This is a genomic window from Streptomyces sp. NPDC054847, assembly GCF_053610925.1.
Genome location: NZ_JBSGZJ010000001.1, coordinates 1 through 20391 on the forward strand (window position 1 = coordinate 1; position 20391 = coordinate 20391).

At 69.7% G+C, this 20391-nt stretch carries 32 protein-coding genes; all 32 read right to left on the reverse strand.

The genetic code is table 11. The annotated features are described in order from the left end of the window. Nucleotides 1-83: 83 nt before the first annotated feature. The gene (locus ACWGH4_RS00005; protein WP_453453879.1) at nucleotides 84-314 is read right to left on the reverse strand and encodes a hypothetical protein; all 231 of its coding nucleotides are present in this window, start codon (nucleotides 312-314) and stop codon (nucleotides 84-86) included. 134 nt (nucleotides 315-448) lie between these two features. Beyond that, nucleotides 449-793 carry a hypothetical protein gene (locus ACWGH4_RS00010; protein ID WP_453453881.1) on the reverse strand — a complete coding sequence of 115 codons (345 nt, stop codon included), beginning with the start codon at nucleotides 791-793 and terminating at the stop codon, nucleotides 449-451. A 39-nt stretch (nucleotides 794-832) separates the two neighbouring features. Then, the gene (locus tag ACWGH4_RS00015; RefSeq protein WP_453453883.1) at nucleotides 833-1006 is read right to left on the reverse strand and encodes a hypothetical protein; all 174 of its coding nucleotides are present in this window, start codon (nucleotides 1004-1006) and stop codon (nucleotides 833-835) included. Nucleotides 1007-1154: 148 nt separating this feature from the next. After that, complete coding sequence (locus ACWGH4_RS00020; protein ID WP_453453885.1) at nucleotides 1155-1670, reverse strand: single-stranded DNA-binding protein; 516 nt, start codon at nucleotides 1668-1670, stop codon at nucleotides 1155-1157. Continuing rightward, nucleotides 1667-2551 carry a WhiB family transcriptional regulator gene (locus tag ACWGH4_RS00025; RefSeq protein WP_453453886.1) on the reverse strand — a complete coding sequence of 295 codons (885 nt, stop codon included), beginning with the start codon at nucleotides 2549-2551 and terminating at the stop codon, nucleotides 1667-1669. The genes ACWGH4_RS00020 and ACWGH4_RS00025 overlap by 4 nt, the downstream gene beginning before the upstream one ends. After that, entirely contained in the window at nucleotides 2548-3228 is a 681-nt protein-coding gene (locus ACWGH4_RS00030) for a WhiB family transcriptional regulator (RefSeq protein ID WP_453453888.1), read from the reverse strand. Before ACWGH4_RS00030 ends, ACWGH4_RS00025 begins: the two co-directional genes overlap by 4 nt. Further along, on the reverse strand, nucleotides 3225-3731 hold the full coding sequence (locus tag ACWGH4_RS00035; protein ID WP_453453890.1) for a RusA family crossover junction endodeoxyribonuclease: 507 nt from the start codon (nucleotides 3729-3731) through the stop codon (nucleotides 3225-3227). The genes ACWGH4_RS00030 and ACWGH4_RS00035 overlap by 4 nt, the downstream gene beginning before the upstream one ends. Beyond that, complete coding sequence (locus ACWGH4_RS00040) at nucleotides 3728-4225, reverse strand: hypothetical protein (protein ID WP_453453892.1); 498 nt, start codon at nucleotides 4223-4225, stop codon at nucleotides 3728-3730. The genes ACWGH4_RS00035 and ACWGH4_RS00040 overlap by 4 nt, the downstream gene beginning before the upstream one ends. After that, complete coding sequence (locus ACWGH4_RS00045; RefSeq protein ID WP_453453894.1) at nucleotides 4225-4392, reverse strand: hypothetical protein; 168 nt, start codon at nucleotides 4390-4392, stop codon at nucleotides 4225-4227. Before ACWGH4_RS00045 ends, ACWGH4_RS00040 begins: the two co-directional genes overlap by 1 nt. Further along, nucleotides 4389-4736: a hypothetical protein gene (locus ACWGH4_RS00050; protein WP_453453896.1), complete on the reverse strand. Its 348-nt coding sequence runs from the start codon at nucleotides 4734-4736 to the stop codon at nucleotides 4389-4391. The genes ACWGH4_RS00045 and ACWGH4_RS00050 overlap by 4 nt, the downstream gene beginning before the upstream one ends. Continuing rightward, entirely contained in the window at nucleotides 4729-5157 is a 429-nt protein-coding gene (locus ACWGH4_RS00055) for a hypothetical protein (RefSeq protein WP_453453898.1), read from the reverse strand. The genes ACWGH4_RS00050 and ACWGH4_RS00055 overlap by 8 nt, the downstream gene beginning before the upstream one ends. Further along, nucleotides 5154-5279, reverse strand: a complete 126-nt coding sequence (locus ACWGH4_RS00060; protein ID WP_453453899.1) for a hypothetical protein — start codon at nucleotides 5277-5279, stop codon at nucleotides 5154-5156. The genes ACWGH4_RS00055 and ACWGH4_RS00060 overlap by 4 nt, the downstream gene beginning before the upstream one ends. Further along, nucleotides 5276-5887 carry a hypothetical protein gene (locus ACWGH4_RS00065; protein WP_453453901.1) on the reverse strand — a complete coding sequence of 204 codons (612 nt, stop codon included), beginning with the start codon at nucleotides 5885-5887 and terminating at the stop codon, nucleotides 5276-5278. Before ACWGH4_RS00065 ends, ACWGH4_RS00060 begins: the two co-directional genes overlap by 4 nt. Further along, the gene (locus tag ACWGH4_RS00070) at nucleotides 5884-6153 is read right to left on the reverse strand and encodes a hypothetical protein (RefSeq protein ID WP_453453903.1); all 270 of its coding nucleotides are present in this window, start codon (nucleotides 6151-6153) and stop codon (nucleotides 5884-5886) included. Before ACWGH4_RS00070 ends, ACWGH4_RS00065 begins: the two co-directional genes overlap by 4 nt. Before the next feature lie 39 nt (nucleotides 6154-6192). Beyond that, nucleotides 6193-6639: a DUF6197 family protein gene (locus ACWGH4_RS00075; protein WP_453453905.1), complete on the reverse strand. Its 447-nt coding sequence runs from the start codon at nucleotides 6637-6639 to the stop codon at nucleotides 6193-6195. A gap of 108 nt (nucleotides 6640-6747) precedes the next feature. Continuing rightward, a complete protein-coding gene (locus ACWGH4_RS00080; RefSeq protein WP_453453907.1) occupies nucleotides 6748-7086 on the reverse strand; it encodes a hypothetical protein in 339 nt (112 codons plus the stop codon). A 169-nt stretch (nucleotides 7087-7255) separates the two neighbouring features. Next, the gene (locus ACWGH4_RS00085) at nucleotides 7256-7492 is read right to left on the reverse strand and encodes a hypothetical protein (protein ID WP_453453909.1); all 237 of its coding nucleotides are present in this window, start codon (nucleotides 7490-7492) and stop codon (nucleotides 7256-7258) included. Between the two features lie 131 nt (nucleotides 7493-7623). After that, entirely contained in the window at nucleotides 7624-8172 is a 549-nt protein-coding gene (locus ACWGH4_RS00090; protein ID WP_453453911.1) for a hypothetical protein, read from the reverse strand. Nucleotides 8173-8389: 217 nt separating this feature from the next. Then, complete coding sequence (locus ACWGH4_RS00095) at nucleotides 8390-8743, reverse strand: hypothetical protein (RefSeq protein WP_453453913.1); 354 nt, start codon at nucleotides 8741-8743, stop codon at nucleotides 8390-8392. Nucleotides 8744-9402: 659 nt separating this feature from the next. Continuing rightward, entirely contained in the window at nucleotides 9403-10518 is a 1116-nt protein-coding gene (locus tag ACWGH4_RS00100; protein WP_453453915.1) for a ParB/RepB/Spo0J family partition protein, read from the reverse strand. Beyond that, nucleotides 10515-11678: a ParA family protein gene (locus ACWGH4_RS00105; RefSeq protein ID WP_453453917.1), complete on the reverse strand. Its 1164-nt coding sequence runs from the start codon at nucleotides 11676-11678 to the stop codon at nucleotides 10515-10517. The genes ACWGH4_RS00100 and ACWGH4_RS00105 overlap by 4 nt, the downstream gene beginning before the upstream one ends. Nucleotides 11679-11822: 144 nt before the next feature. Further along, entirely contained in the window at nucleotides 11823-12002 is a 180-nt protein-coding gene (locus ACWGH4_RS00110; protein ID WP_453453919.1) for a hypothetical protein, read from the reverse strand. Nucleotides 12003-12097: 95 nt separating this feature from the next. Beyond that, nucleotides 12098-12901 (reverse strand): DciA family protein, encoded by an 804-nt coding sequence (locus ACWGH4_RS00115; protein ID WP_453453921.1) that lies wholly within the window; start codon nucleotides 12899-12901, stop codon nucleotides 12098-12100. Further along, nucleotides 12894-13988, reverse strand: coding sequence for a hypothetical protein (locus ACWGH4_RS00120; RefSeq protein ID WP_453453923.1), 1095 nt, complete (start codon nucleotides 13986-13988; stop codon nucleotides 12894-12896). The genes ACWGH4_RS00115 and ACWGH4_RS00120 overlap by 8 nt, the downstream gene beginning before the upstream one ends. Before the next feature lie 464 nt (nucleotides 13989-14452). Beyond that, a complete protein-coding gene (locus ACWGH4_RS00125; RefSeq protein WP_453453924.1) occupies nucleotides 14453-14905 on the reverse strand; it encodes a DUF6221 family protein in 453 nt (150 codons plus the stop codon). 442 nt (nucleotides 14906-15347) lie between these two features. After that, a complete protein-coding gene (locus tag ACWGH4_RS00130; RefSeq protein ID WP_453453926.1) occupies nucleotides 15348-15758 on the reverse strand; it encodes a hypothetical protein in 411 nt (136 codons plus the stop codon). Further along, the gene (locus ACWGH4_RS00135; protein WP_453453928.1) at nucleotides 15755-16138 is read right to left on the reverse strand and encodes a hypothetical protein; all 384 of its coding nucleotides are present in this window, start codon (nucleotides 16136-16138) and stop codon (nucleotides 15755-15757) included. Before ACWGH4_RS00135 ends, ACWGH4_RS00130 begins: the two co-directional genes overlap by 4 nt. Continuing rightward, nucleotides 16135-17052, reverse strand: coding sequence for a WhiB family transcriptional regulator (locus tag ACWGH4_RS00140; protein WP_453453929.1), 918 nt, complete (start codon nucleotides 17050-17052; stop codon nucleotides 16135-16137). Before ACWGH4_RS00140 ends, ACWGH4_RS00135 begins: the two co-directional genes overlap by 4 nt. 2 nt (nucleotides 17053-17054) lie before the next feature. Continuing rightward, nucleotides 17055-17312: a hypothetical protein gene (locus tag ACWGH4_RS00145; RefSeq protein ID WP_453453931.1), complete on the reverse strand. Its 258-nt coding sequence runs from the start codon at nucleotides 17310-17312 to the stop codon at nucleotides 17055-17057. After that, the gene (locus tag ACWGH4_RS00150) at nucleotides 17309-17602 is read right to left on the reverse strand and encodes a hypothetical protein (protein ID WP_453453933.1); all 294 of its coding nucleotides are present in this window, start codon (nucleotides 17600-17602) and stop codon (nucleotides 17309-17311) included. Before ACWGH4_RS00150 ends, ACWGH4_RS00145 begins: the two co-directional genes overlap by 4 nt. Nucleotides 17603-17660: 58 nt before the next feature. Continuing rightward, nucleotides 17661-19373 (reverse strand): DNA cytosine methyltransferase, encoded by a 1713-nt coding sequence (locus ACWGH4_RS00155; protein WP_453453935.1) that lies wholly within the window; start codon nucleotides 19371-19373, stop codon nucleotides 17661-17663. Next, complete coding sequence (locus ACWGH4_RS00160; protein ID WP_453453937.1) at nucleotides 19373-20338, reverse strand: ATP-binding protein; 966 nt, start codon at nucleotides 20336-20338, stop codon at nucleotides 19373-19375. The genes ACWGH4_RS00155 and ACWGH4_RS00160 overlap by 1 nt, the downstream gene beginning before the upstream one ends. Nucleotides 20339-20391: the final 53 nt, after the last annotated feature.

Here is a 20391-nt window from a genome sequence, read left to right on the forward strand (position 1 = left end):
CCGCCCGGCGGGGGGGGGGGGGGGCGGGGGGGGGGGCGCGGCCGCGCCCCCGGGGGGGGGGGGGGGCGGGCGGGGGGGGCCGGCTAGTACAGGTCGGCCGCGTAGTAGTCGTCCGGCGTGTCGTAGCCGAGGCAGCGGACGCCGTCCTTCATCAGCCGGGTCGGGCCGCCCTCGACGTGGATGTCGTAGGCGAAGTAGGCGTCGCCCTCCGCGCGGCTGTCGTTGGCCGTGTCGTAGGTCTCGACCTTCGTCCACGCTTCGGTGCTGAAGTCGTAGGTCTCGAGCTCGTAGACAGGAGCGGTGGTGTTGGGCATGGCCGTGTCCTTCCGAGAGGGGGATGTCGCTGGGTGGATGAGGTGGGGGCGCGCCCCTCGGGGGTGTGGGGCGCGCCCCCGGGCCGCCTTGGGGGTGGCGGCGGGAGGCCTCCGCGGGGGCGGGGAGGCGAGGCTCAGGCGGCGGGCCGGTAGGGGCCCCAGCCGCGCTGCATCATCGGATTGAGCCGGTGCGGCTCTATGTCCAGCGGGATGTCCGTCCACACCAGCGCGGTGATGCCGAGGTCGACGGCGGCGGCTACGCGGTGGTGCCCGTCGGCCAGCCACGGCTCGCCGTTGCGGACCCGGATGAAGAGGGGAACGGTGATGCCGTTGCGGCGGATGTCCTCGAGCAGGTCGGCGTACTCGGGGTCTTGCCGCTTGCAGTCGAGGATGTCGCGGACGGTGAAGCAGTCGTCCGTGCCGTCGTCGTCGGGGGTGAGCATGTCGAGGACGTCCGCGACGGCGATCATTCCGAGCATCAGGTGCCTCCGTGGGCTGTCAGGCGGACGGTTGGGGGTTCAGGCGACGCGGTAGTCGCCGGCGTGGTAGCCGAAGTCGGCCCACTGGGCGGCGTGCTCGGCGGCCTTCTCGAGGAGCTGGTCGCGGATCTCGTCGGCGGCGCCGTCGGAGACGGTGGTGATGGTGCCGGGGACCAGGTAGCCGTTGGGGTCGAGGAGTCGGAGTTCCGTCATGGGGTGCCCCCTGGGATGGTGACCGGGTGGTGTGTTGTCGGCTGTCCCAGCGTATCTATTTCATAGTGCGTACGCAATACGTTACGGGGTTGGGGCAACACAAAGGGCCCGCCCCCACCCGGGAACGGGCCCCACACACCACCAGCCATCAGAAAGGCGGCGGCTCGTCCCCACCCCCAGCACCCCAACCACCCGCCGGCTGGCCACCGGACCCCGGCGTCGACGACGACCACGGATCCCCCGCCGACGCCTGCCCCTGCTCACGCCGCGCCTGCTGGACCGCCTGCTGACCCTGCCCACCCGCGGCCTTCGTCACCTTCGCGGTCGCGTTCTTCAGGCTCGGACCCACCTCCTCGACATCCAGCTCGAAGACGGTCCGCTTCACGCCCTCACGGTCCTCGAACGACCGCTGCTTCAGCCGGCCCTGCACGATGACCCGCATGCCCTTCTGAAGGGTCTCGGCGCAGTGCTCGGCGGCCTGGCGCCACACCGAGCACGGCAGGAACAGGCTCTCGCCGTCCTTCCACTCGTTCGTTTGCCGGTTGAACGTCCGCGGGGTGGACGCCACCCGGAACTTCGCCACCGCCACACCGGACGGCGTGAACCGCAGCTCCGGGTCGTCGACCAGGTTCCCGCACACCGTGATGATCGTTTCGCCGCTCATGCCGCACTCTCCATCTCATCCTGGGTCAGCTCCCTGCCAACCCCTGCTGTCAATTCCTTGTGCGCCCTACGCACGGTCTCCCGGCAGATGCCGAGTTCCTCCGCAACCTGCCGGAGCGGCTTTCCCTCAGCCGTCATCTGCCGGATCCGCGGCCCGAGCATCTGGACGACTTCACCCACAGTCAGTCCGGACCCCGACTCGCTGCGCACCCGGCACTCCTGCGCCTGGACCCGGGACACGACCGACTCGAGACCCTCCCCCGGCCGCTCGAGACGATCCAGAGCCTGATCGCGCTGCGCCAGCACCCGCAGGCTCGAGGACACGATGTTCTGCGAGGTGCGCAGCAGAGACGCGATCTCGTCATGGGGACTGCCGGCCCGCTCGAGGGCGCGCAGCTCCAGCGACGATTCGACCAGAACCCGCTCGACCGCCGAAGGCTGGTGCGCGCGTGCCGACGGGGGCGGGACGAGCATCCGCCAAGCCTGGTACACGGCCCTGGGGCGCACGCTCAGCCGATCGGCCACCTCCGGAACCGTGAGGCCTTGGTTCACGATCCACACAAGCATGTCCGCGCCGTACGTCATGGCGAGCAGGCGGGCGTTGTTGTTCTCCACCCTCCTCGACTGGAACCGGCTCAGGACCTGCCCGGAGGCAGCGAGCTCCAGCCGCTCATCCGGGGTGAGGCCACCGCAGATCGCTGCCTGGTCGTCCGATCGCAGCGCTTCCGCCAGGCACATGGCCTTGACCGGGCACTCCCCGCAGATCTCCTTGGCCTTCTCGATGTCTTCCGCGCTGGTGTCCGGCTCGGGGAAGAACAAGTCCGGGTCAGCGGTGCTGCACGCGGCCGATCGGCGCCAGCTGGCAGCAGTCAGGGTGTTCATGCCGCCACCGCCTGCTTCTCCAGGACCCGGATGGCGTTCACCGTTGTTGCACGGCGGGCTCCGAAGTAGGCGACCACGTCGTTGTACGCCACCCCCGCCTCGAGCAGCCGGCGTATCGCCTCACCGTCTTCCGCGGCCATCCGCTCGGCGCGCTCGGCGCTGCTCCCGGACGGGGGCGACGTCAGACGGGACACCACCTCCCCCGCCCACCACAAGGCGACCCGGACCGTCGTCTCATCGACCAGCCACCCCTCGGCGCGCAGCAGCACAGTCGTCTGCGGCAGGCGGCGACCGGACTCCTTCCACGCCGCCATCAGCCGATACCAGCCCTGCGGCCGGGCCAGCCGTGCCGCCACCTTCCAGTTCGGCCGGCCACCCAACACCAGCTCCCCGTACAAGGCGCGGCGCTGCTGCGGCGTCAACCCGCCCACCAGATTCCACCGGTACAGCACCTCCTCCGTCCGCATCTGCCGCGACAGGCACGTCTCGAGGATCGGGCAGCCCAAGCACACCCGGCGGGCCTGCATGTTGTCGTCCCTGTCGTCGGACGTGAACAGATCAGAGGGGTGGGTGCGGCAGGCCGCCGCGTCGTCCCATCGGCCCACGGACTGGGTGCTGACGGCGGCTGTCCTACGACGGCCGGTTGCCATGGTCGGGGTCGGGGGCGCGGTGGTCATGAGGTGGCTCCTGTCAGGGTGTAGAGGCGGATGATGGCGCCGGGCTGGTCGAGGGCTTCGGGGTGCTCGCCGGGGAAGGTCTTCGTGGCGGTGACCCGGATGATGCGGGAGTCGTCGGCCACGGCCTGGGCGTCGGCGATGCCGTCGAAGGTGGAGCGGATGAGCTTGTCGACGTCGCCGGAGTGGCGGGTGGTGGGCCAGGTGCGCTTCCGCTTGGGGGCGCTGGCGGGCTTGAGGACGGTGAACACGATCTCGGCTTCGAGGGGGCCGTCGAGGGGCTCGTAGCCGTGCCCACCGGTGGTGAGGGATTGTGCGGTCGCCGCGGTGACGAGGGCGCGCCAGGGCTTGACGCGTTTGGACTGTTCGACGAGGACGGCGCTCATGCGTCCGGAGGCGGCGTTGAGGCGGTGGCCGGCGTACTTCTTGCTTCCCTGGGGTGCTGGGCGGCCGTGGACGACGACGGTGAGGCGCAGGGTGCGCTCGATGTCGGGGGCGGTGGTCATGCGGCGTGCTCCTGGGAGGCGGTGTGGGTGCGGAGGGTCTGACATTCGCGGAGGCGGACGGTGAGGGTGTCGCGGAAGCGTTCGGCTCGTGCGCGCCAGTCGGTGTCGTGAGCGAGGCCGGTGTGGGGGCGGTTGGCGAGTTGCCGGTTGACGTCGGTGATGAGGGTCTTGAGGGTGCGGCGCCAGCGGGTGTTGAGGTGGGGGTGGCGGAGGGCTATTCGGTCGGGGAGGGGGGTGATGCTGCGGGCTTCTTCGGAGACGAGGACGGTGAAGTCGGCGCAGCTCATGTGGGTGAGGCGGTGGACGTCTTCGGGACGGGGGGTGGCCCAGGTGGGGAGGTCGGCGCGGGAGTTGCTGGTGAGGTGCCACCAGCCGCAGATGCATTGGTAGGGGTAGAGGCGTTGGTCGTTGCGGAGTTCGGCTCGGCGGCCGCGGAGGTCGGCTGCGCTGTGGGTGGCGTAGCGCTTTTTGTCGGGGTGGGGGCAGGCGGCCATCACGCGGCCTCCTTACGGCGGGGTTCGGGGAGTCCGATCTGGCGGGCGAGGGCTTCGCGTGCTGCGGGGTCGTGGGCTGGGTTGTTGATCCAGGCGGCGACTTGGGCGACGAGTCCGCGGAGGCGGGCGAGTTCGTCTTCGGCGACGGCAAGCAGGTCGGTGGTCATGGGGTGTGCTGCTTCTCGTACTCGTCGCGGAGGCGGGCGATGGTGGTGTTGAAGGTCTGGGTTTCGAGGGGGGCGATGCGCTGGGCTTCGGCGAGGGCGTCCTGCTGCTCGTAGCGGTAGATCTCGCTGCGGGCGAGGGAGCCGAGGGGGACCCATGTGGTGCCGGTCCAGGCGTGGGTGTCGTCGTCGCTGAGGACGGCCCATCCGTCGGCGCGGCCGTCGAGGCGGCGTCGGACGTGGAGGTCGGCGTGGTGGCCGTAGTGGTGGCCGGGGCAGGGGATGCGGAATTCGGCGGCGAGCTCGAGTTGGGCGACGAGCTGGGCGATGTAGGCGCGGTCAGTCATGGGGGTGTTCCTGCGGGGTGTCTGTGGTGTCGCCGTGTCCGGTGCAGGAGGCGGCCTGGTGCTGGGCGTCGCGGAGGTCCTGCGGGGTGGTGACGGGGTGGGGGTGGTGAGAACCGTGGGCGCAGGGGGTGAGGGCGGTGAGCGGCACGTCGGTGTGGGGGGTGTAGGTGAGGGCGGCGCCGTTGGGGAAGTCGTAGGAGACGGTGCCGTCGGCTTGGTGCTGCCAGCCGGTTATGCGGGTGTAGGTGACGCCGGCGAGGGAGGCGGTGAATGCGGCGTCGAGCTGGATGGCGGTGATGAAGTCGCGCTGGTTGAGGGGCTTGCGGGTGGGGAGCTTGGCGGCCGCGGCGGGGGTCTTGCGGGTGGACGGCTTGCGGGTGCTGGTTTTGGTGGGCTTCTTGGCACGGGTCCTGGTGGTCATGACGGTGGTTCTCCGTCCGTGGGGCTGGGTGGTGTGGTGGTGCGGGGACGGTGCTGGTCGAGGTAGACGAGCACCGCCGTGGTGGTGCCGATGGCGAGGCCGATGAGCGCAGGCCAGGTCACGGGGCGGCGGGCTTGCCCTGGTCGGACTTCGCCGTCTGGCAGTCCGGGGCGCAGAGCTCGTGGTCGCCTTCCGCGTGGGCCATCAACCGCTCGTGCGTGGAGCACGGTTCCCCGCCCGGCTCGCAGGCCACGAAGTCGCACTTGGTCGCCGCGTACTCCAGCTCGGCGATGCGGCACCAGGGGCAGGCGTGGGTGTTCTCGGAGTCGACGAGCCAGTCGGAGTGGAGGCCCTTGGGGCACTGCTGAGGGTTGAGGACCTCGTAGGGCTCCAGCTCATTGCGGAGGCGGTCGATCTCGGCGGCCTGCTCGGCGACCAGCGCCTCCAGAGTGCGGGTGTGCAGAAGGAGTTCGCGGACCTCGGCGACGAGGGCGGGTACGTCGGTGCGGGCGGCGGCAATGAATGCGGCGTCGGCGCGGTCCTGCTCCATGCTGGTCATGCCGCGGCACGTCTCGCCGATCCACATGGAGATCCCGGGCACGTACTCGGTGCCCTGGTAGATCTCCCAGCTGTCGGTGCACCAGGGGCCGGCGGTTGCCGCGTTGGCGCGGGCTTCGATCTCAGCGAGCCACTGCTCGCCGGTGAGCTGGGTTGTGGTCTGCTCGTTCATCGGGTGCTCCAGTAGTCGTCGTGGTGGGTGGTGGCGATGCGGAGGGCGTACTCGGATGCGCTGGCGTCGTTGAGGCGGGCGCGGTATCCGGCGAGGTAGGCGGCCGGGTAGGGGGAGATGCGGGCGTCTTCGAGCCAGTCGAGGCGCTGTTCGAGGACGGCCAGCGGGTGGCCTTCGGTGAGGTCGTCGTGGGCGTCGGCGCGGCCGGCGGCGTGGACGGGGTCCTGGTTGTCGAGGGCGGCGAGGGCGAGGGTGGTGATGCTCATGGCGTGGGGTCTCCGGTCTGTGAGGGGCGCGGGCGGTGGTCAGGCGGCGCGCTGGTGGGGGACGTTGGCGAGGCCCTGCTCGAGGTTCTGGGCGGCGCGGAGGATGCGGCCGATGACCTCGGAGGTGGTGGGCGGGGCGGTCTCGCCGATGGCGGGGGTGCGGGCCCAGTTGGAGACGTGCTCGATGTAGTCCGGCATGTCGAGGCCGGGGGCGACCTCGGTGGTGCAGGGCTGGGTGTCGAGGGCGTCGGAGATGGCGCGGATGGCGGCCATGGCTCCGGCGCTGCACTCGATGAGGCGGAGGGAGGCGTCCTCGTCGGTGTAGAACTCGGCAGGGAACATGCGCTCGGCGGCTTCGTAGATCGCTGCGCACACGTCCAGTCGGTCGGAGAGCAGGCCAGCGGAAGCGAACTGCTCTCCCGTGTGCAGGCCGTAGCAGCTTATGAACGATGCGGCGTCGCGGAGGATCTGAGCGGTGCTGGGCATGCGGGTCTCCCGGTGCGTGCGGTACGGGGTGGTCTTCACCGGCCCCCGGGGAGCTACTGCCGCGCCTGTGGCGTGGGTGCTCGACCCGTGGGGCCGGGGGCTTGAGGGTTAGTCGTCAACGGTGGCCAGGTGGTCGTCGGCGCAGGCCGGGCACTGCTGGCGGCCGAGGTTGTGGCTGGTCGGTTCACCGAAGGCGTGGGCGTCGGGGGCGTGGGGGTCGAAGAGGGCGGTGCAGTAGCAGTGGGTGCAGGCGCACTTGGTGATTTCGCCGCTGGGGGTGGGGAGGCCGGCGGCGCGGGTGGCGTCGGCCATGAGGGTGGTGAAGTGGTCGAGGGTGCCCGCGGCTTGGGCCTGCTCAATGAGCTGGTCGAACAGGGCCTGCTTCCACGGGGGGAGGGTGCTGTGGTCGACGGTCTGGGCGGTTGCGGGCAGCGTGAACACGCTCATGGCGTCTCCAAGGGGGTTACTCCGTCAGCCGGGTTGGCTGTCGTTGTCGGCTCCGCCAGCCTAGCCCTTTCATAGTGCGTACGCAATACGTTAGCGATGTGGGCATGAGAAAGCCCCCGCCCCACGGGGGTGGGGGCGGGGGCTGCTCGGAGGGGACGGGCCGGCCGGGTCAGTCGCGGAGGGCGATCTCGTCCCGGTGGACCTGGAGGATCGCCGTCCATGACGCACAGTCGGCGCGGCCGCGGCGCATGGTGTGGAGGCCGTACTTGGCTATCCACCGGCGCAGGGTGGTGACCGACGCGGGGTGGTCGGTCTCCTTGAGGAGGTCCGAGATCTCCTGAAGCGGCGTCATGTCGCTCATGTGCGACGCGTACCGGCTTGTGGTGACGAGGTTCTCGATGGCCACGGGCAGGGCTCCCACTACGGCGGCCGAAGTTCGCAGCTCCTGCGGCCGAAACGGGTTGGACTGTTCAAGTCCGGTTGTGATGTTGCAGTGAACGAATGGTGCTGATGATTAGTAGACACCCTTCTGGGGTGTCAGGTTGCATGCCGCTTCAACATCTTTTCGGCCGTGATCCGCTCGTAGGCGAGGCGCTTCAACGTCCAGGCGTTCGACAGTCCGTCGTCGTCGACGCAGTCCAGGTTGGTGCAGACAGCCTTGCGGCGGGCGCCTACCCACAGGAGGCCGAGGCATTCGCATTCGGGGCAACGGAGGGGGCGGACGACTTTGGTGTTGCCCATGAGGATGGCGTGCTCGAGGCCCTGGCGGTAGATGACCTGGTCGCGTGCGGTCTGGCGGTCCTCGTCGGAGACGGGGATGGCTTGCCACCAGCCGTAGACGGCGGCGGGGTCGGCCGGCGCGGGGGTCGCGTCGGGGTGGGTCTCGGGCATGTCGGCCCGGGCGTGGCTGATGACCTCGTCGATGGCGGACCGGATGTGGTCGACGATGGTGAGGTTGAGCGGCGCGGAGGCTGTGGCGGTGGGCGCTGTGCGGGCGCCGGGCTCACGGTTCTGGCCCGGCTGGATGAACTCGGCCTGGAGGAGGCGGAGCCGTGATGCCGTGGTCTCGTCGTCCCCAATGCCCATGCGGTGTCCCCGTCCCGTGGTGGGCCCCGGGGGCGGGCGAGACGGGCTGGTGCCGGGGCGCGCGCCGGGGGCCAGGAGTTGTCACTCCGGGTGATTCCGGACGCCTCATTGTGCCACTCAAGTGGCTGAAGTTGAACCGAAAGTGTCTGATGATCAGCAGATTGCTATCACTGTGTCACTGCAATTGCAGAACCGATGCCTCCAAGTAACCGCACAATCACAGGAGTTGGGGCGCTCGGCGCATTCCGTCGACCATGGCGGCCAGCTGCGCCAACTGCGGGGCGGTGATGACCCCGTCAGTGTGGGCCCCTTCGTGCATCATGCGGACCAAGTCGAGGGTGACGCCGTACACCTCGGCCGCCTCGTCGTCGGTGAGCGTCATCCCGTGGTGGTGGAACAGGGCTTCGATCCGCTCGGCAAGCTCCTGCGCCGCGACCGGTTCCTCTTTGGCAGCGTTGTCTGCCGGCGGGACGACGGCGGGCCGGGTGCGTCGCTTGAACATCGGTAGCACCACTCCCCCTGATGATGGTTGGCCGGGCGTGTGGTCGGCTGCCTCTGCTGCTGCGGACATGGGGCGTCTCCGCTCCTCCGGCAGTTGGGAAGGGTCCTCGTGCACCCGGCTGGTCTACCGGGCCCCGTGGTCTGTACCCGTGGCGCCGCTGCCAATCCAGCGCCGTGGGCTTGTAATGCTGACACCGAATACGTGAGATGGGTAAGGCAGCGCTCAGTTTTGACTCGGTTGTGATGCAGTCGCCCGGGCGTGATGGAGGCGCGAAGTCGGAGTTACCGGGGGTATGAGGAAGCCCCCGGGGGCGGGGGGTGCGGAGTTTGCCGACAACACACCATCCGGCCCGGCGGGGGCTCGAGACCTCACGAGCGCATGCCCGTCAGATTGACGTCAGTCTAATGCGGGAGCTCGCCACGCAGGTAGGGGCCTTCCCCCGGAACTTGGGGCAGTCCGCCGGGAGGGGTGCGGGCGGGGGCGCCGGGGCTGCGATCCTCCTGGGGGGAGGTGCCCAGCGCCCCCTTCCAGCACTTCGCAGGTGCCGGCCTTCTACAGCCAAATCCGCGTCACTCGTGGGCGGAAGGGTGCATGTCCGAAACCACTCGTTCGTGTGACCGAAAAACCCTGGCACAGTGCAACAATCCCGGACACCGCCCCGGACATGACGAAAGCGGCCCCGCTCCCCCACCCGAAGGCGAGGAAGCGGGGCCGCAGTGTGCTGCCGGTCAGGACGGTCGGGGCTCCACATAGCCGAGCCGAATGTCGATGCGTTCCTGCTCGAGCAGCTGGACGACGAGCTGCTGCCGCTCGGCGGGCTTCATCCGGTCGCCGATGATGCGCGCGCACTCCACAGGGTTGTCCCACGGCATCTTCGTCGGCCGGGCCGCCTGCTCCAGCTCCGGACGCTGCTCGGGTACAGCAGAGGCAGCCGTCTTCGTCTCCGGTTGCGGCGCAGTGAACACCGCGGCCGGGACACGCTGTCCACGCTCTCCGACATCGCTCCGCGGCTGCCCAGCAGGTTCTGCCACCGGTTCGGCAGCCGCCGGCACTCCGGCCGGCCGGATCGACCTGTCTCCCTCGCCCGGTCCAGGTGTCGGTTGCATGGTCTGCCGGGCCGCGAGCCGGCGCTGCTTCTCCGCCTCGTCCGCGGCCGCCCGGGCGTCCGCCTGGGCCACCTGCTCCTCGGGGGACAGCTTCCCCAGGTTCCGTACGTGCTTCACGTTCCGGCGTCCCTCGGCCAGGTCGGCTTGCAGTACCGGATGCAGCTTCAGCAGGGACAGCTTGGACGAGATGGTCGCCTGGGCGATCCCGAGCCGCTGGGCGGCCTTCGTTTGGCCGCCGTAGAACTTCACCAGCGCCTCGAGGGCGTGAGCTTCCTCGAGTTCGCTCATGTTGTCGCGGTGATAGTTGGCGACGAATGCGGCCTCGAGGAGGGACTCGTCCGTGGCCACGCGGGCGTTGTCGACCATGACCTTGATACGGGCCTCTCCCGCACGCCGGGAGGCCTCGAGACGGCGGTGGCCGTCGACGACGAGGTACTGCGTGTCGGGGTCGAGGTCATGTTCCCGGTCAGGCCGGTCGGCGAGGTACGCCTCGACGGTGGCGACCGTGATCGGGTTGATGACGCCGACCTCGCGGATCGTCTGCGTCATCTCGTCTAGGTTGCGCAGGTGGTCGCGGGGGTTGTCGGGGTTCTGGCTGATCGCGTCGAGGGGCAGGGTGCCATCGGCGTCGGGAAGGATCTTCCCGGTCGCTTCTGCGTACATCTGGGCGCGGGCGGAGCGGGCCCCGCTTGCGCGGCTGAACGCCGACGAGGACGCGAACTGGTCGGCTTTGCTCACCGGCTGACTCCCTTCGCGATCTTGCGCATGGCTTCGGACTGCTCGCATGTCGGGGCGTAGGCGAGGAGCGGCATCTGCTGGCGGACGGCTTCCCGCTGTTCCTTCAGGTCGTTGATCACCGCGAGGACGGGCGGGTCGCCGATGTTCTTCCACTCCCGGAGGGAGGTGGTGGCGATGACGCCGCGGCGGGAGTCGTAGAGGTTGACGACGATGCCGAGGTAGTCGATGTCGGTGCCGAGGTCGGCGCGGATGTCCTCTATCTGGTTCGTGAGCATTCCGAAGGCGGTGGCGGAGGAGTCTTCGGCGAGGACAGGGATGAGGACGCCAGAGGCACCGATCGCTTCGCCCTGCCGGCGCCGTCCGTAGTAGAGAGCGGCATCCATGGCGATGCCGAGGCTCGGCGGGGAGTCGACGATGACGATGTCGTAGTCGGTCTCCAGATCGGCGAGGGCCCGCTCGAGGGCGTGTTCCTTCTGGAAGCCGCGGGCGCCCGCGGCCTTGACGGCGACCTTGGCGTCGAGGAGGAAGCCGTCGAAGCAGGACGGCAGGAGGTGCAGGTTCTTCCCGAACCGTTCGTCCTCTATGACGGTGACGAGGTCGCGAAGGTCGGCCTTTGACTCGCCGCACATGTGGGAGACGAGGCTGTCGTGCCCGGGCGGGATCTGCGCGACGCCGAGTTGCTGGGAGAGGTGGCCCTGGGGGTCGTAGTCGACGAGGAGGACCCTCTTGCCTTCCTCGGCCCATGCCTGGCCGGTGCCTGCGGAGATGGCGGTCTTACCGACGCCGCCCTTCTGGTTGCAGACGATGATGCGGCGGACGATGCCGGTGGGGGGTGCGTCGCTGGGGGACGGGTTGCTGTCGAGCCAACGACGTACGGACTGGGCGAGGCCTTGGATGTAGGAGACGCCGCGGTCGGCGCAGGTGGCCTTGAAGTCGTCGTACAGGCCGGCGGGGAGCCATGTGGAGAACGAGTCAGCGCCGGTGGTGTCGACGGGCGGGAGGGCTGCGGGGAGCTCTCGCCATTCGGTGACGGCTGCGGTGACGGCGTCTTGGATGTCCACGCCCAGCTCGGCGGCGCGGACTTTTACTTCTTGCCGGAGTGCGACAGGCAGCTTGGACGCCACCTTTTCCCGGTCGCCTTGGGGGTATGGAGATGCCATGGCGTCACCTTACTGACTCCCGGGCGGGGGGTGTTGCCGGGATGGTGGTTTCTGATGCGGTTTCACCCTCGGGGGCTGCACCGGATTATCACCGGGTGATACTGGCCGGCCAGCTCCATGGCGCCGCTCCAAGGTTGCCGATTATCACCGGGTGATATTCGGCGAGCCGACGACCGGGCGGGGACGGATTATCACCGGGTGATAATCGGCGGCTTCAGCAGCCAGGCGGGCGTTCCCAGTCTGAGCTCGGGCCCACTGGTCGAGCCAGGCGCGTTCGTCGGCGGCCTCGAGCTGGTGCCAGGTGTCGTCGTAGCGCTGGGGCACGGTGGTCTCCGTTCAGCCGAACTGCTGTTGCTGCGGGCCACGGTGCCGCAGGCGGAGCGGATCGTTCCCCCCGCTCGGTTTACCGCGATAAACCGTCACGAGGCTTCGAAGAGGAGCCGCGGCTCCCGGGTGCCGCCGGTGTGCTTGTAGGCGAGAGCGGCGCGGATGGACGCCTCGAGCGTCCCTGCGGCCGGCTGGCGGTCGTCCTGCGCGCAGAGTATGTCGGCCTGCGCGGCAGCTTCGGTGAACGCGGTCTCGGGTTCACGCCGGGCGCGCAGAGCCTGGTTCTGCCGCTCGATCGCTGCCCGGGCGGCCGGGGCGAGGAGGTTGGTGCGGTCGGGCTTGTGCTCGAGGGCGACGGCGCGGGCCCGCTGGTAGCCGGGGGACGCCGTCTCAGGGGTGCGCACCGGTGCGGCCGGCGCAGTGTCGGGTGCCGGCTCGACAGCAGGGGGAGTCGGCTGATCTACGATCGCCGCCACCGCAAGGACCCGCAGGGAACGCACCGCAGTCTGGCCCAGCTTGGTGTTGATGCGCTGACACAGCTGCCGCTCGAGCCACCGGAGCTGGGTGGCGTGGGCGTGGGAGCCGGGCCGGAGCTCGAGGATGCCGCGCTTGGGGTCGTAGGCGACAGGCTGGACCTTCCCAGCGAGTTCGGGGCACAGCTCGCTCCACTGGTCGAGGATGTTGCCGCCGGTGACGGCGGTGTCCCAGCCGTGCTCGTCCATGAGGCGGGTGAGGGCTGCACCAAGGGGCATGGGGTCGCGGCCGTCGCCTCGGGCGCCGCGGGTGCGCTTGGCCCGGGTAGGCCGACCGGTGGCGGGCTTGGCCTTCGCGGTGCGGCGGGCGGCTTGGAGGGCCATGCGCGCGAGGTCAGCGCCGGCGGTGGTGGGCTCAGACATGGGTGACCTCCCGGTGGCCGAGGCGTGCGTCTTGGCGGATGGCGAAGGTCACGAGGTCCTCGCCGTACAGGTCGATGGCGTCGTACGGGTCGTCGGCGTAGTGGTCGGCGACCTCGGGCCAGTTGTTCCAGTCCATACGGGCGCGGAGTCGGTCCTCGTCGGTGCGCTCCGGCTCAGGCTCGGTCTCGACGGCGGGGGCGAACAGTGCGGCGAGGCTGGCGCGCTGCTGCCAGGTGGCCTCGGTGCGGCGCTTCTCGTCGGCGGCGAGCTGGGCGTCGGCCGTGGCCTGCTCGGCGAGGGCGGCGGCGATGAACTCGGCGGGCCGCTTGGGCTTCCAGCCGAGGGCCAGGCCGTGGAGTTCGCCGGCGATGTCGTGGGCGCGGAGGCCGCGGTCGAAGAACGGCCGCAGGACGAACGCCAGGCGGCGGGTACGCCGCTCGCCCTGGGTCCAGTTGACCATCGACCGGACGAGCTTGGTCTCGTGGATCTCCTGGGCGACCTGTTGCGGGCTGCGGCGCCGAGCCTGGTCCTGGCTGCTGCGCTTGTTGGTCTGGTGGGGGATGGATGCGGTTCCACGCGCCGCGGTACGCGCGGTGTCTTTAAAACCACTCTCTACCTGAACCTGACCCACTTCCTTTACCACCGTTAGGGAAGGGGGCTCACAGCCCTTGAGGTCCTGGTCGTCCACCGGCGCGTTGTCCACAGGGGTCTGCCGGTCACGGAGGTCGACGACGATGCGCGCCTCGTAGCCGGTGCCGACGATGCGGTGGCCCATGGCGTGGTCGTAGACGGCGGGGATGGTGGCGGCGTACACGGTCGCGGTGGCGGCGTAGCCCTTCATGCCGAGGGCGCGGCGGATGTTGGCCTTGGTGCCGTGGACGACCCAGGCGAGGGCGCCGAGTTCGCGGAGGTAGGCGACGTGGCGCTTGATGCTGGGCTTGGAGATGCCGAGGCGGGCGACCATGTCGTCGAGGCCGTAGCGCACGTGCCCGGTGTCGTAGTCCATCCGCTTGGCGAGGTCTTCGGCGATGCGGAGCGTGGTGGCGTTCGCCCGCAGATGCTGGCCGGCTGCGATCAGCCACTCCACGGCGCGAAGCCACGCACGCGGGCCGGACCGTCGCGAGGCAGTGCGCTGCACCTCTTGGGCAGCGCCGCGGACGGGTTCGACCTGCCCGCCACTCTCGCACACACGTTCGAACGTGTCACGTACATCGGTTTCGTGGCGAGGGGTTTGCTGGCACGGGATGCCCTCAACGGAGGGGGATTTACTACGCGAAACGCCCACGCGGGCGTGCGGAAGCTGACAAGCGGTCTGTGCGTACGGCACTATGTACCTCGTTCCTGCTGTGCGGGGGCATGCAAAAGCCCCGCTTCGGTGAGGGCGGTTCGGTGAGAACCAGTTAGTTCGCCCGGTGGATTGGCGTCCGTTGGGCCTTAGCTCGGCTTTGGCGAGTCGAGCCGTGGTACGAGGGCCGCAGAGGCCCGGAAGGTGTTGGCGCACCAACCGGGGAAGCGGCCAGGCGGTCGAGGGAATCTCCCGCCCAGCAAGCGCTATGTCATCTGATCTCCATCACTCGGTGGGGTCTGCGCCGGCGTAGACGCAGAAGTCTGTGGGGCTGCCCATCCGTAGCTGTCTGCCAGCAGTTGAACGACAGGGCAAAGGTCCTCGTGGCGGAACTGGGTCCACTCGTCGAGGTATCCCGTCTCGTCGGTGGCGGGGCAGCTGTGCATGGTCCTGGCGTGAAGCTTCAGCAGCTGCCGGTCGGCGGCGCAGCGGCGCAGGACTGACTCCGGGTCGTTGGTGGCAATGAGCTGACCCTGGGGCCGCTCCAGGAAGTCTTGAGACCCGGTTGCGACCATGTCGTCCTCGCGGCGCGCGAGGACGAATCCGTCGTCGTAGTACCAGTCAGCGCCGTACTCATCGGCTGCTTCGGTCGCCATGCACTGCCGCTTGGTGATGGCACGATCCAGCCAGGCGAGGATGTCCTCGCCCTGGGCGGTCACGCGACTGTGCGGGTAGTGGTGACCGGGCCTGAGTGCGTCGGCGGTGTGATGTTCACGCCGGTGTCTCGGGTCCCACTGTCTGTTCTCCCGGGTGTCCGGGTACGCTTCGCCATAGAGCTGGCACCTTCATTCTTCGCAGGTGTGGTGTCGGCGGGCCCCGCGTCCTGATGCGGCAAACATCGGGACTGCTCCGTGAGGAGCAGCGGGGCCTTTTGACGTTGTCTGGCGCGCCGGCCGCCAGGCCTCGAACCTGAATGTGCGTCTGGCGCTAGGCGCAGCCTATCGGTTGAGCTCTCCACTTGTCCCCCCTCTGCGGGATCGTGTCGGATTGCTGTCGTGTCGTCAGATTGTCGTCTCATCACAAAACCCCTCCTGACCTGTGGTGTTGTCCTACACAAAGTCGCCGTAAATAACCGGATCCAGCGGCGCCGCCTGGTGTCCTTCAAGATGCCTTCAGCAGCGAAAAGGAATGGGGGACTTGGGCTGGCGGGAGGTCGATGACCTGCCCGCCGGTGTCGGTGGTCTCGGCGGCTGTCCGGCGGCGCCCAGCGCGGTTCTTGGTGGCGGCCTGGGCGCAGCCGTTGGTGCAGCGGCAGTTGTGGTGGTTGTACCGGTACTCGCCGTGTGGGAGCTCGTCGATGCGGACCTTCTTCCCGGCGGTGCGGGCTTCTTTGAGGGCGGCGGCGAACGCTCGGTCGGTGCGGGCGTGGCGTTGGGGGACGTTTTCGCTGACGCCGATGTGGGCGGCGGCGTCTTTCAGGTACATGCCGGCGGCGACGGCTTCGAGGTACCGGTTGCGGAGGGTGTCGGTGAAGAGGACGGGGCGGCCGCGGGTGAGGCGGCGGCCGGTCACGGGTGGCTCCGGGGGGTGTCGAGCTCGGCGGGGTGCGGCTGGGGGTGGAGGGTGTTGGTGCGGCCGACGAGGCGGGCCATGCCCTCGTATCCGGCGGCCTGGAGGGCGGTGCGGGCCTTGTTGAGGCGTTCGCGGGTCCACCGGGGCCGTCCTGCTGTCTGGCCCGCGGCGTATCCGGCGGCGACACCGGCCTGCCAGATGGTGCGGACGAGTTCGGGGTCGACGTGCGGCCACATCAGCTCGGGCAACTTGGTGGGGCGGCCGACGGTGTCGAGGATGCCGTCGGCAATGAGGCCGGCGAGGTAGTCGCCGGAGGACTGGCAGCGTTCGGTGAATTCGCCGTCGGCGGCCACCGTGGTGGCGGGAAGGTCGGTGGTCACGCGGCGGCTCCGAGAATGCGGGGACGGTTGGGAACGAGGCGTAGGTGCCGGTGTTCGGTGAGGGCCTGGTCGAGGGAGAGCTGGCCTCGGATGGCGTGGAAGCGGCCGCGGTGGGGTGCGGGGATGCGGCGGCCGCGCGCCGGCGGTGTCTCGTCGCGGGCCGGGGCCGCCGCAGAGGGGGTGTGGCGCGGCACGGCCGTCTGGGGCGGGGCGGGTACGGCGGCCACCGGCGCCGTGGCGGGACTAGTGGCGGCGACGGGGGTGGTGCCGGGCGGCGGGACCGCGGGCACGTCCTCACCCCCGGAGGCGATCGTCACCCCGTCGAGGAGACCGCGCTCCTGCGCTGCGGCCAGCAGCTGCCCGCGGGTCGCCACCAGCTTGTCCAGACCCAGCAGCGTGCAGCAGGCGGAGCGCTGCCAGTTCGCCGTCCGCACGTCCACGCCGGCCGCCGCAGCCACCTCGTACGGATCCGTGTGCGCGGCCAGCGCCCGGAGCACGGCCAGCTTCTGTGCGGTGCGCAGCCGCCGGTCCGCAGCCGCGGCCTGCTCCTCGTCGAGGGTCGCCTGCCGCTGGCGGATGAACATCCGGTGCCGTTCCAGCATCGTCGCCCCGCCGAAGATGCCGTGCTCGACCGCGATACGGCCCTCGTCGTTCGTCGACGTCCCGTACGTCAGGCACGCCTGCTGCACCGGGCAGCGGGCACACACCGCTTTGGCGGCGGCCTCACGGCGCAGCCGAGCCGCCTGGTCCTCCCCGCCGTCGACGTCCGGCGCCTCCCACGCCCGCCACGGCAGGTCCGGGTCGCCGGCGGCCTGGGTGGGCTGGTCAGGGTCGGGTGCGCAGCCGCGGTACCGGTAGAACCGGTGACCGATGAACTGCTGGTGGGCATCGCGTGCGGTGATCGTGGCGGCCATGGTCAGCCCCCCTTCTGCGGGTGGTGCGCGGCTATCGCGGCGGTGAGGATGCGGTCGGCTTCGGCGAGGATCTGCTGCTGCCGACACTCGGTGCGGATGCGGGTCTTCAGCGTGTTGAGGTCGCGCTGGTGGATGCCTTCGGCGAGGCGGGCGACGGTGCGCTCGCGGGCGACGGCCCGGTGCAGGTACCGCAGGCGGGTGGCGGCGCCGAGGACGGCGGCCGCCGCCGCGGCGGTGAGGAGGACGGTGGTGCGGGTCAACGCGTGTCCCTCCCGTCCACGTCCGGCAGGGGCGGAACAGCAGCGGCCGCGCGGTCGAGGGCTTCCTCGTCCCACGCGGCCTGCTCTGCGGTGGTCAGGTCCTGCCAGGTGGTGCAGCAGGGCGCGGTCCGCTCGTCGACCGTGGCGAGTGCCTGGCGGTGCTCCGGCGAGTCGGGGTACACGTCCCGGACGGCGGACCGCAGTTCACGCTGCCCCCACTCGATCGCGGCGAGCAGCATCCCGGCCACGATGCACGCGGGGATGATCCAGGCAAGGTTGATAGAGCCCACGGCGGGGCCTCCTTCAGAAGGGGAGAGATGAGTGGTGCCCCGCCGTATGGGGCGAGGGTCAAGCTGCGGTGGTGAACCCCGGATCGCGGTCCTGGGGGGTGTGGACGATGGTCCGGAGTCGGGATCCGATCCACTCTCCGACCTGCGGGCTTACGGCGTTGCCGAAGCCGTCGACCTGGTCGCGCGCGGTGCCCCAGACAGTGAAGGTGCCGCTGTAGTCGCGGAAGTCGACGTCGAAGCCGCAGCCTCGGCCGATCTCGTGGGCGGCCATCATTCGGTAGAAGCACTCTTCGAACGGCATCTCAGATAGCGCGGGCCCCCAGTCGGCGGTGAGGAGCGCGGTGGTGTCGCGGGAGGTGAGCGTGCCAAGCGGGTCGGTTACCGGGTGGGCCGCAGTCTCGGTGCCCGTGGGGCCGTTCTGCTTGAACCAGCCGGCCGCGGTAAGCAGGCCCGGGATCTGCTCCGAGGTGAACGTCGACATAGGCTCGGTGTGCACCGCGGGCACGGTGTGCTTGCGGTACGGGATGACCCCGGAGGAGACGACGGCGAGGGTCTCGGAGCCGACCTGCGTGGGTAGCGGCGCGTCTGCGCCGCGGGGTGCGCCCTGGTAGTTGTCGACGGCAAGGGCGACCGCCGGCTCGTCCCACAGGCCCGGGCCGGTCGACAGCAGGGCGGTTTCTTGCTGGCTGGTCTGTGTCGCCAAGGGCTGCAGCAGCAGGCGCTCGGAGCCGTGTATGCCCTTGGCAGGCATGAGGATCGCCGGGAAGTCGGCGAACTTCTGTCGGCAGCGTTCGATGCGGGCTGTCGTCGACGCGGCGAAGGGCCCGCGGTGGCCGTCCTTGAACATCTTGACGGGCCGGTCGCCGATGCGGGTGCCGAGATCAGTCAGGTCCAGCGCGGTGATCGACGGCTTCATCGGCGGGACCACTGCCGTGCGGCAGGACGGGCACCGGTACTCGTACTGCTCGCCGTAAGCGACCTTCCCGGTCGGAGGGATTCCGGTGCGCCATGTCCAGACCGCTTCGACGTCCTTGTCGCAGCGGTGGCAGCGGGACACCGGCCGGTGCTCGAGGTCCGGCATCGGCAGGGATTTGTGGACGAACACCCAATAGCCGCGGTTCCGTGACTGGGGAACGTTGAAGAACTGGCTGTTGAGGAACAGCACTTGGTGGTTGTAGTCGAGGAGGTCGAACTGCTTGAGCCACCACCGGTACGTCGATCCGTCACCGACCTTCTTGCTGCCGGGGAGGAGCTTTCCCCAGGACTGCAGTTCGGTGGTGCACTCGACGAGGATCATCCGCGGTCGGTGCTGGGCGGCGTAGTGGAGTACGCAGTTCGCTGTGGCGCGGTCACGCTCGGAGCGTGTGACGCGCTCTTCGTAGTCCGGGTCGTCCATCCCGAACAAGGTCAGGCCCTGCGCGTAGGCCTTGAGCGTGTTGGCTTGGCTGTGGTTGACGCAGCTCACGCCGGCGACGAGGAGGTCGGCCGCGGGGAGGTCCCGGGCTGAGTGGTAGTCGGCGGCGTCGGGGTTGATCAGGTCGGCGATCCAGTGCTCGGCCTCGGGGTGGTTCGCCTCGTGGACCTCGACCTTGTACGGGTTGTGGTTCGCGGCCATGATCGTGGTGAACCCGGCCCGCTTGATTCCCTCGGTGAGCCCCCCGAATCCGCTGAAGAGATCGACGGCGACGAGGTCGTCGTGGCGGAAGCGGCGGCTTCTGGTAGCCGGCCGGTGTGTGGCGGTGCGGGGCAGCTTCTTGGACGGACGAGCCATCAGGCGGCGCTCCTCTCGGCGCCCCCGGCCGGGGCGGCCTTCAGCATCTGCTTTCCGCGCTCGGTGACGTGCACCCCGAGCGTTGTGGCCTGCCCAGCCGGATCGAGCATCGGAGCGCCTTCCAGCCGACGGGCCCGGACCTTCTGCATCAGAGCCTTCAAGTCCTCGAACGTGGCGTCCGGACGCAGCGCCTCAGTGATCAGGTCCTCGACCGGTTCCACGGCGGTACCGTCCTCCAGCCAGTCCTTGATCTGCTGGCCGAACTCGATACCCGGGTGCTTCACCACGGCGCCGGTCAGGTTCCTGGCGCGGGACTTGGTGACCACCAGCGTGTTCTCCCAGTCCATTGAGCCGACGATGTCGAACTCGTACTCCAGGCCCTCACGCTGCTCCGGCTTCATGCCGACCTTTCGGGGCACCTGCCGGCCGCGGTCGTTGGTCTCCAGCACGTAGTCCGTCTTGGCGCGCATCGTGACGACGACGTGCCCCGGGTAGGCGACCAGCGCGTCGACCATGCGGCGCTCCATCGGGCGGGCTTCCTTCCACCCGCCGAAGCTGTTGCCGCCGAATCCCTTCTTGGCGGCGTGGTCGACCTGCTCGAGCATGCCGCCCGAGCCGGACCAGAAGTGGGAGAGGGAGTCGACGATGACGACGTCGTACCCGGCAGACCCGGCGGCGGCGAGCGCCTCGACGAGGTCGTCCGGGGAGAAGTAGGCGAGCTCCAGGACATCGAAGGCGAACTCGTTGGCGTACTTGCGGGCGGAGCCGCGCTCGGTGTCGATCAGCGCGATGCGGGATCCGAGTGCCGTGGCGATGGTCAACGCCGTGTACGTCTTGCCGGAGCCGGACGGCCCGTCGAGGGCGACGCGGGCCTTGGACTGCTCCTTGGTGGCCTGAACGAACTGGAAACGGGTGTGCGAGGTCGGGCCGCCCGCGGTGCGGGCAGCCTCGGTGGCCGTGGCCATGAGGTCTCCTATGTGGGGTTGTGCTGCTGCGGCGGCCCGGTTGTCGGCGTCCA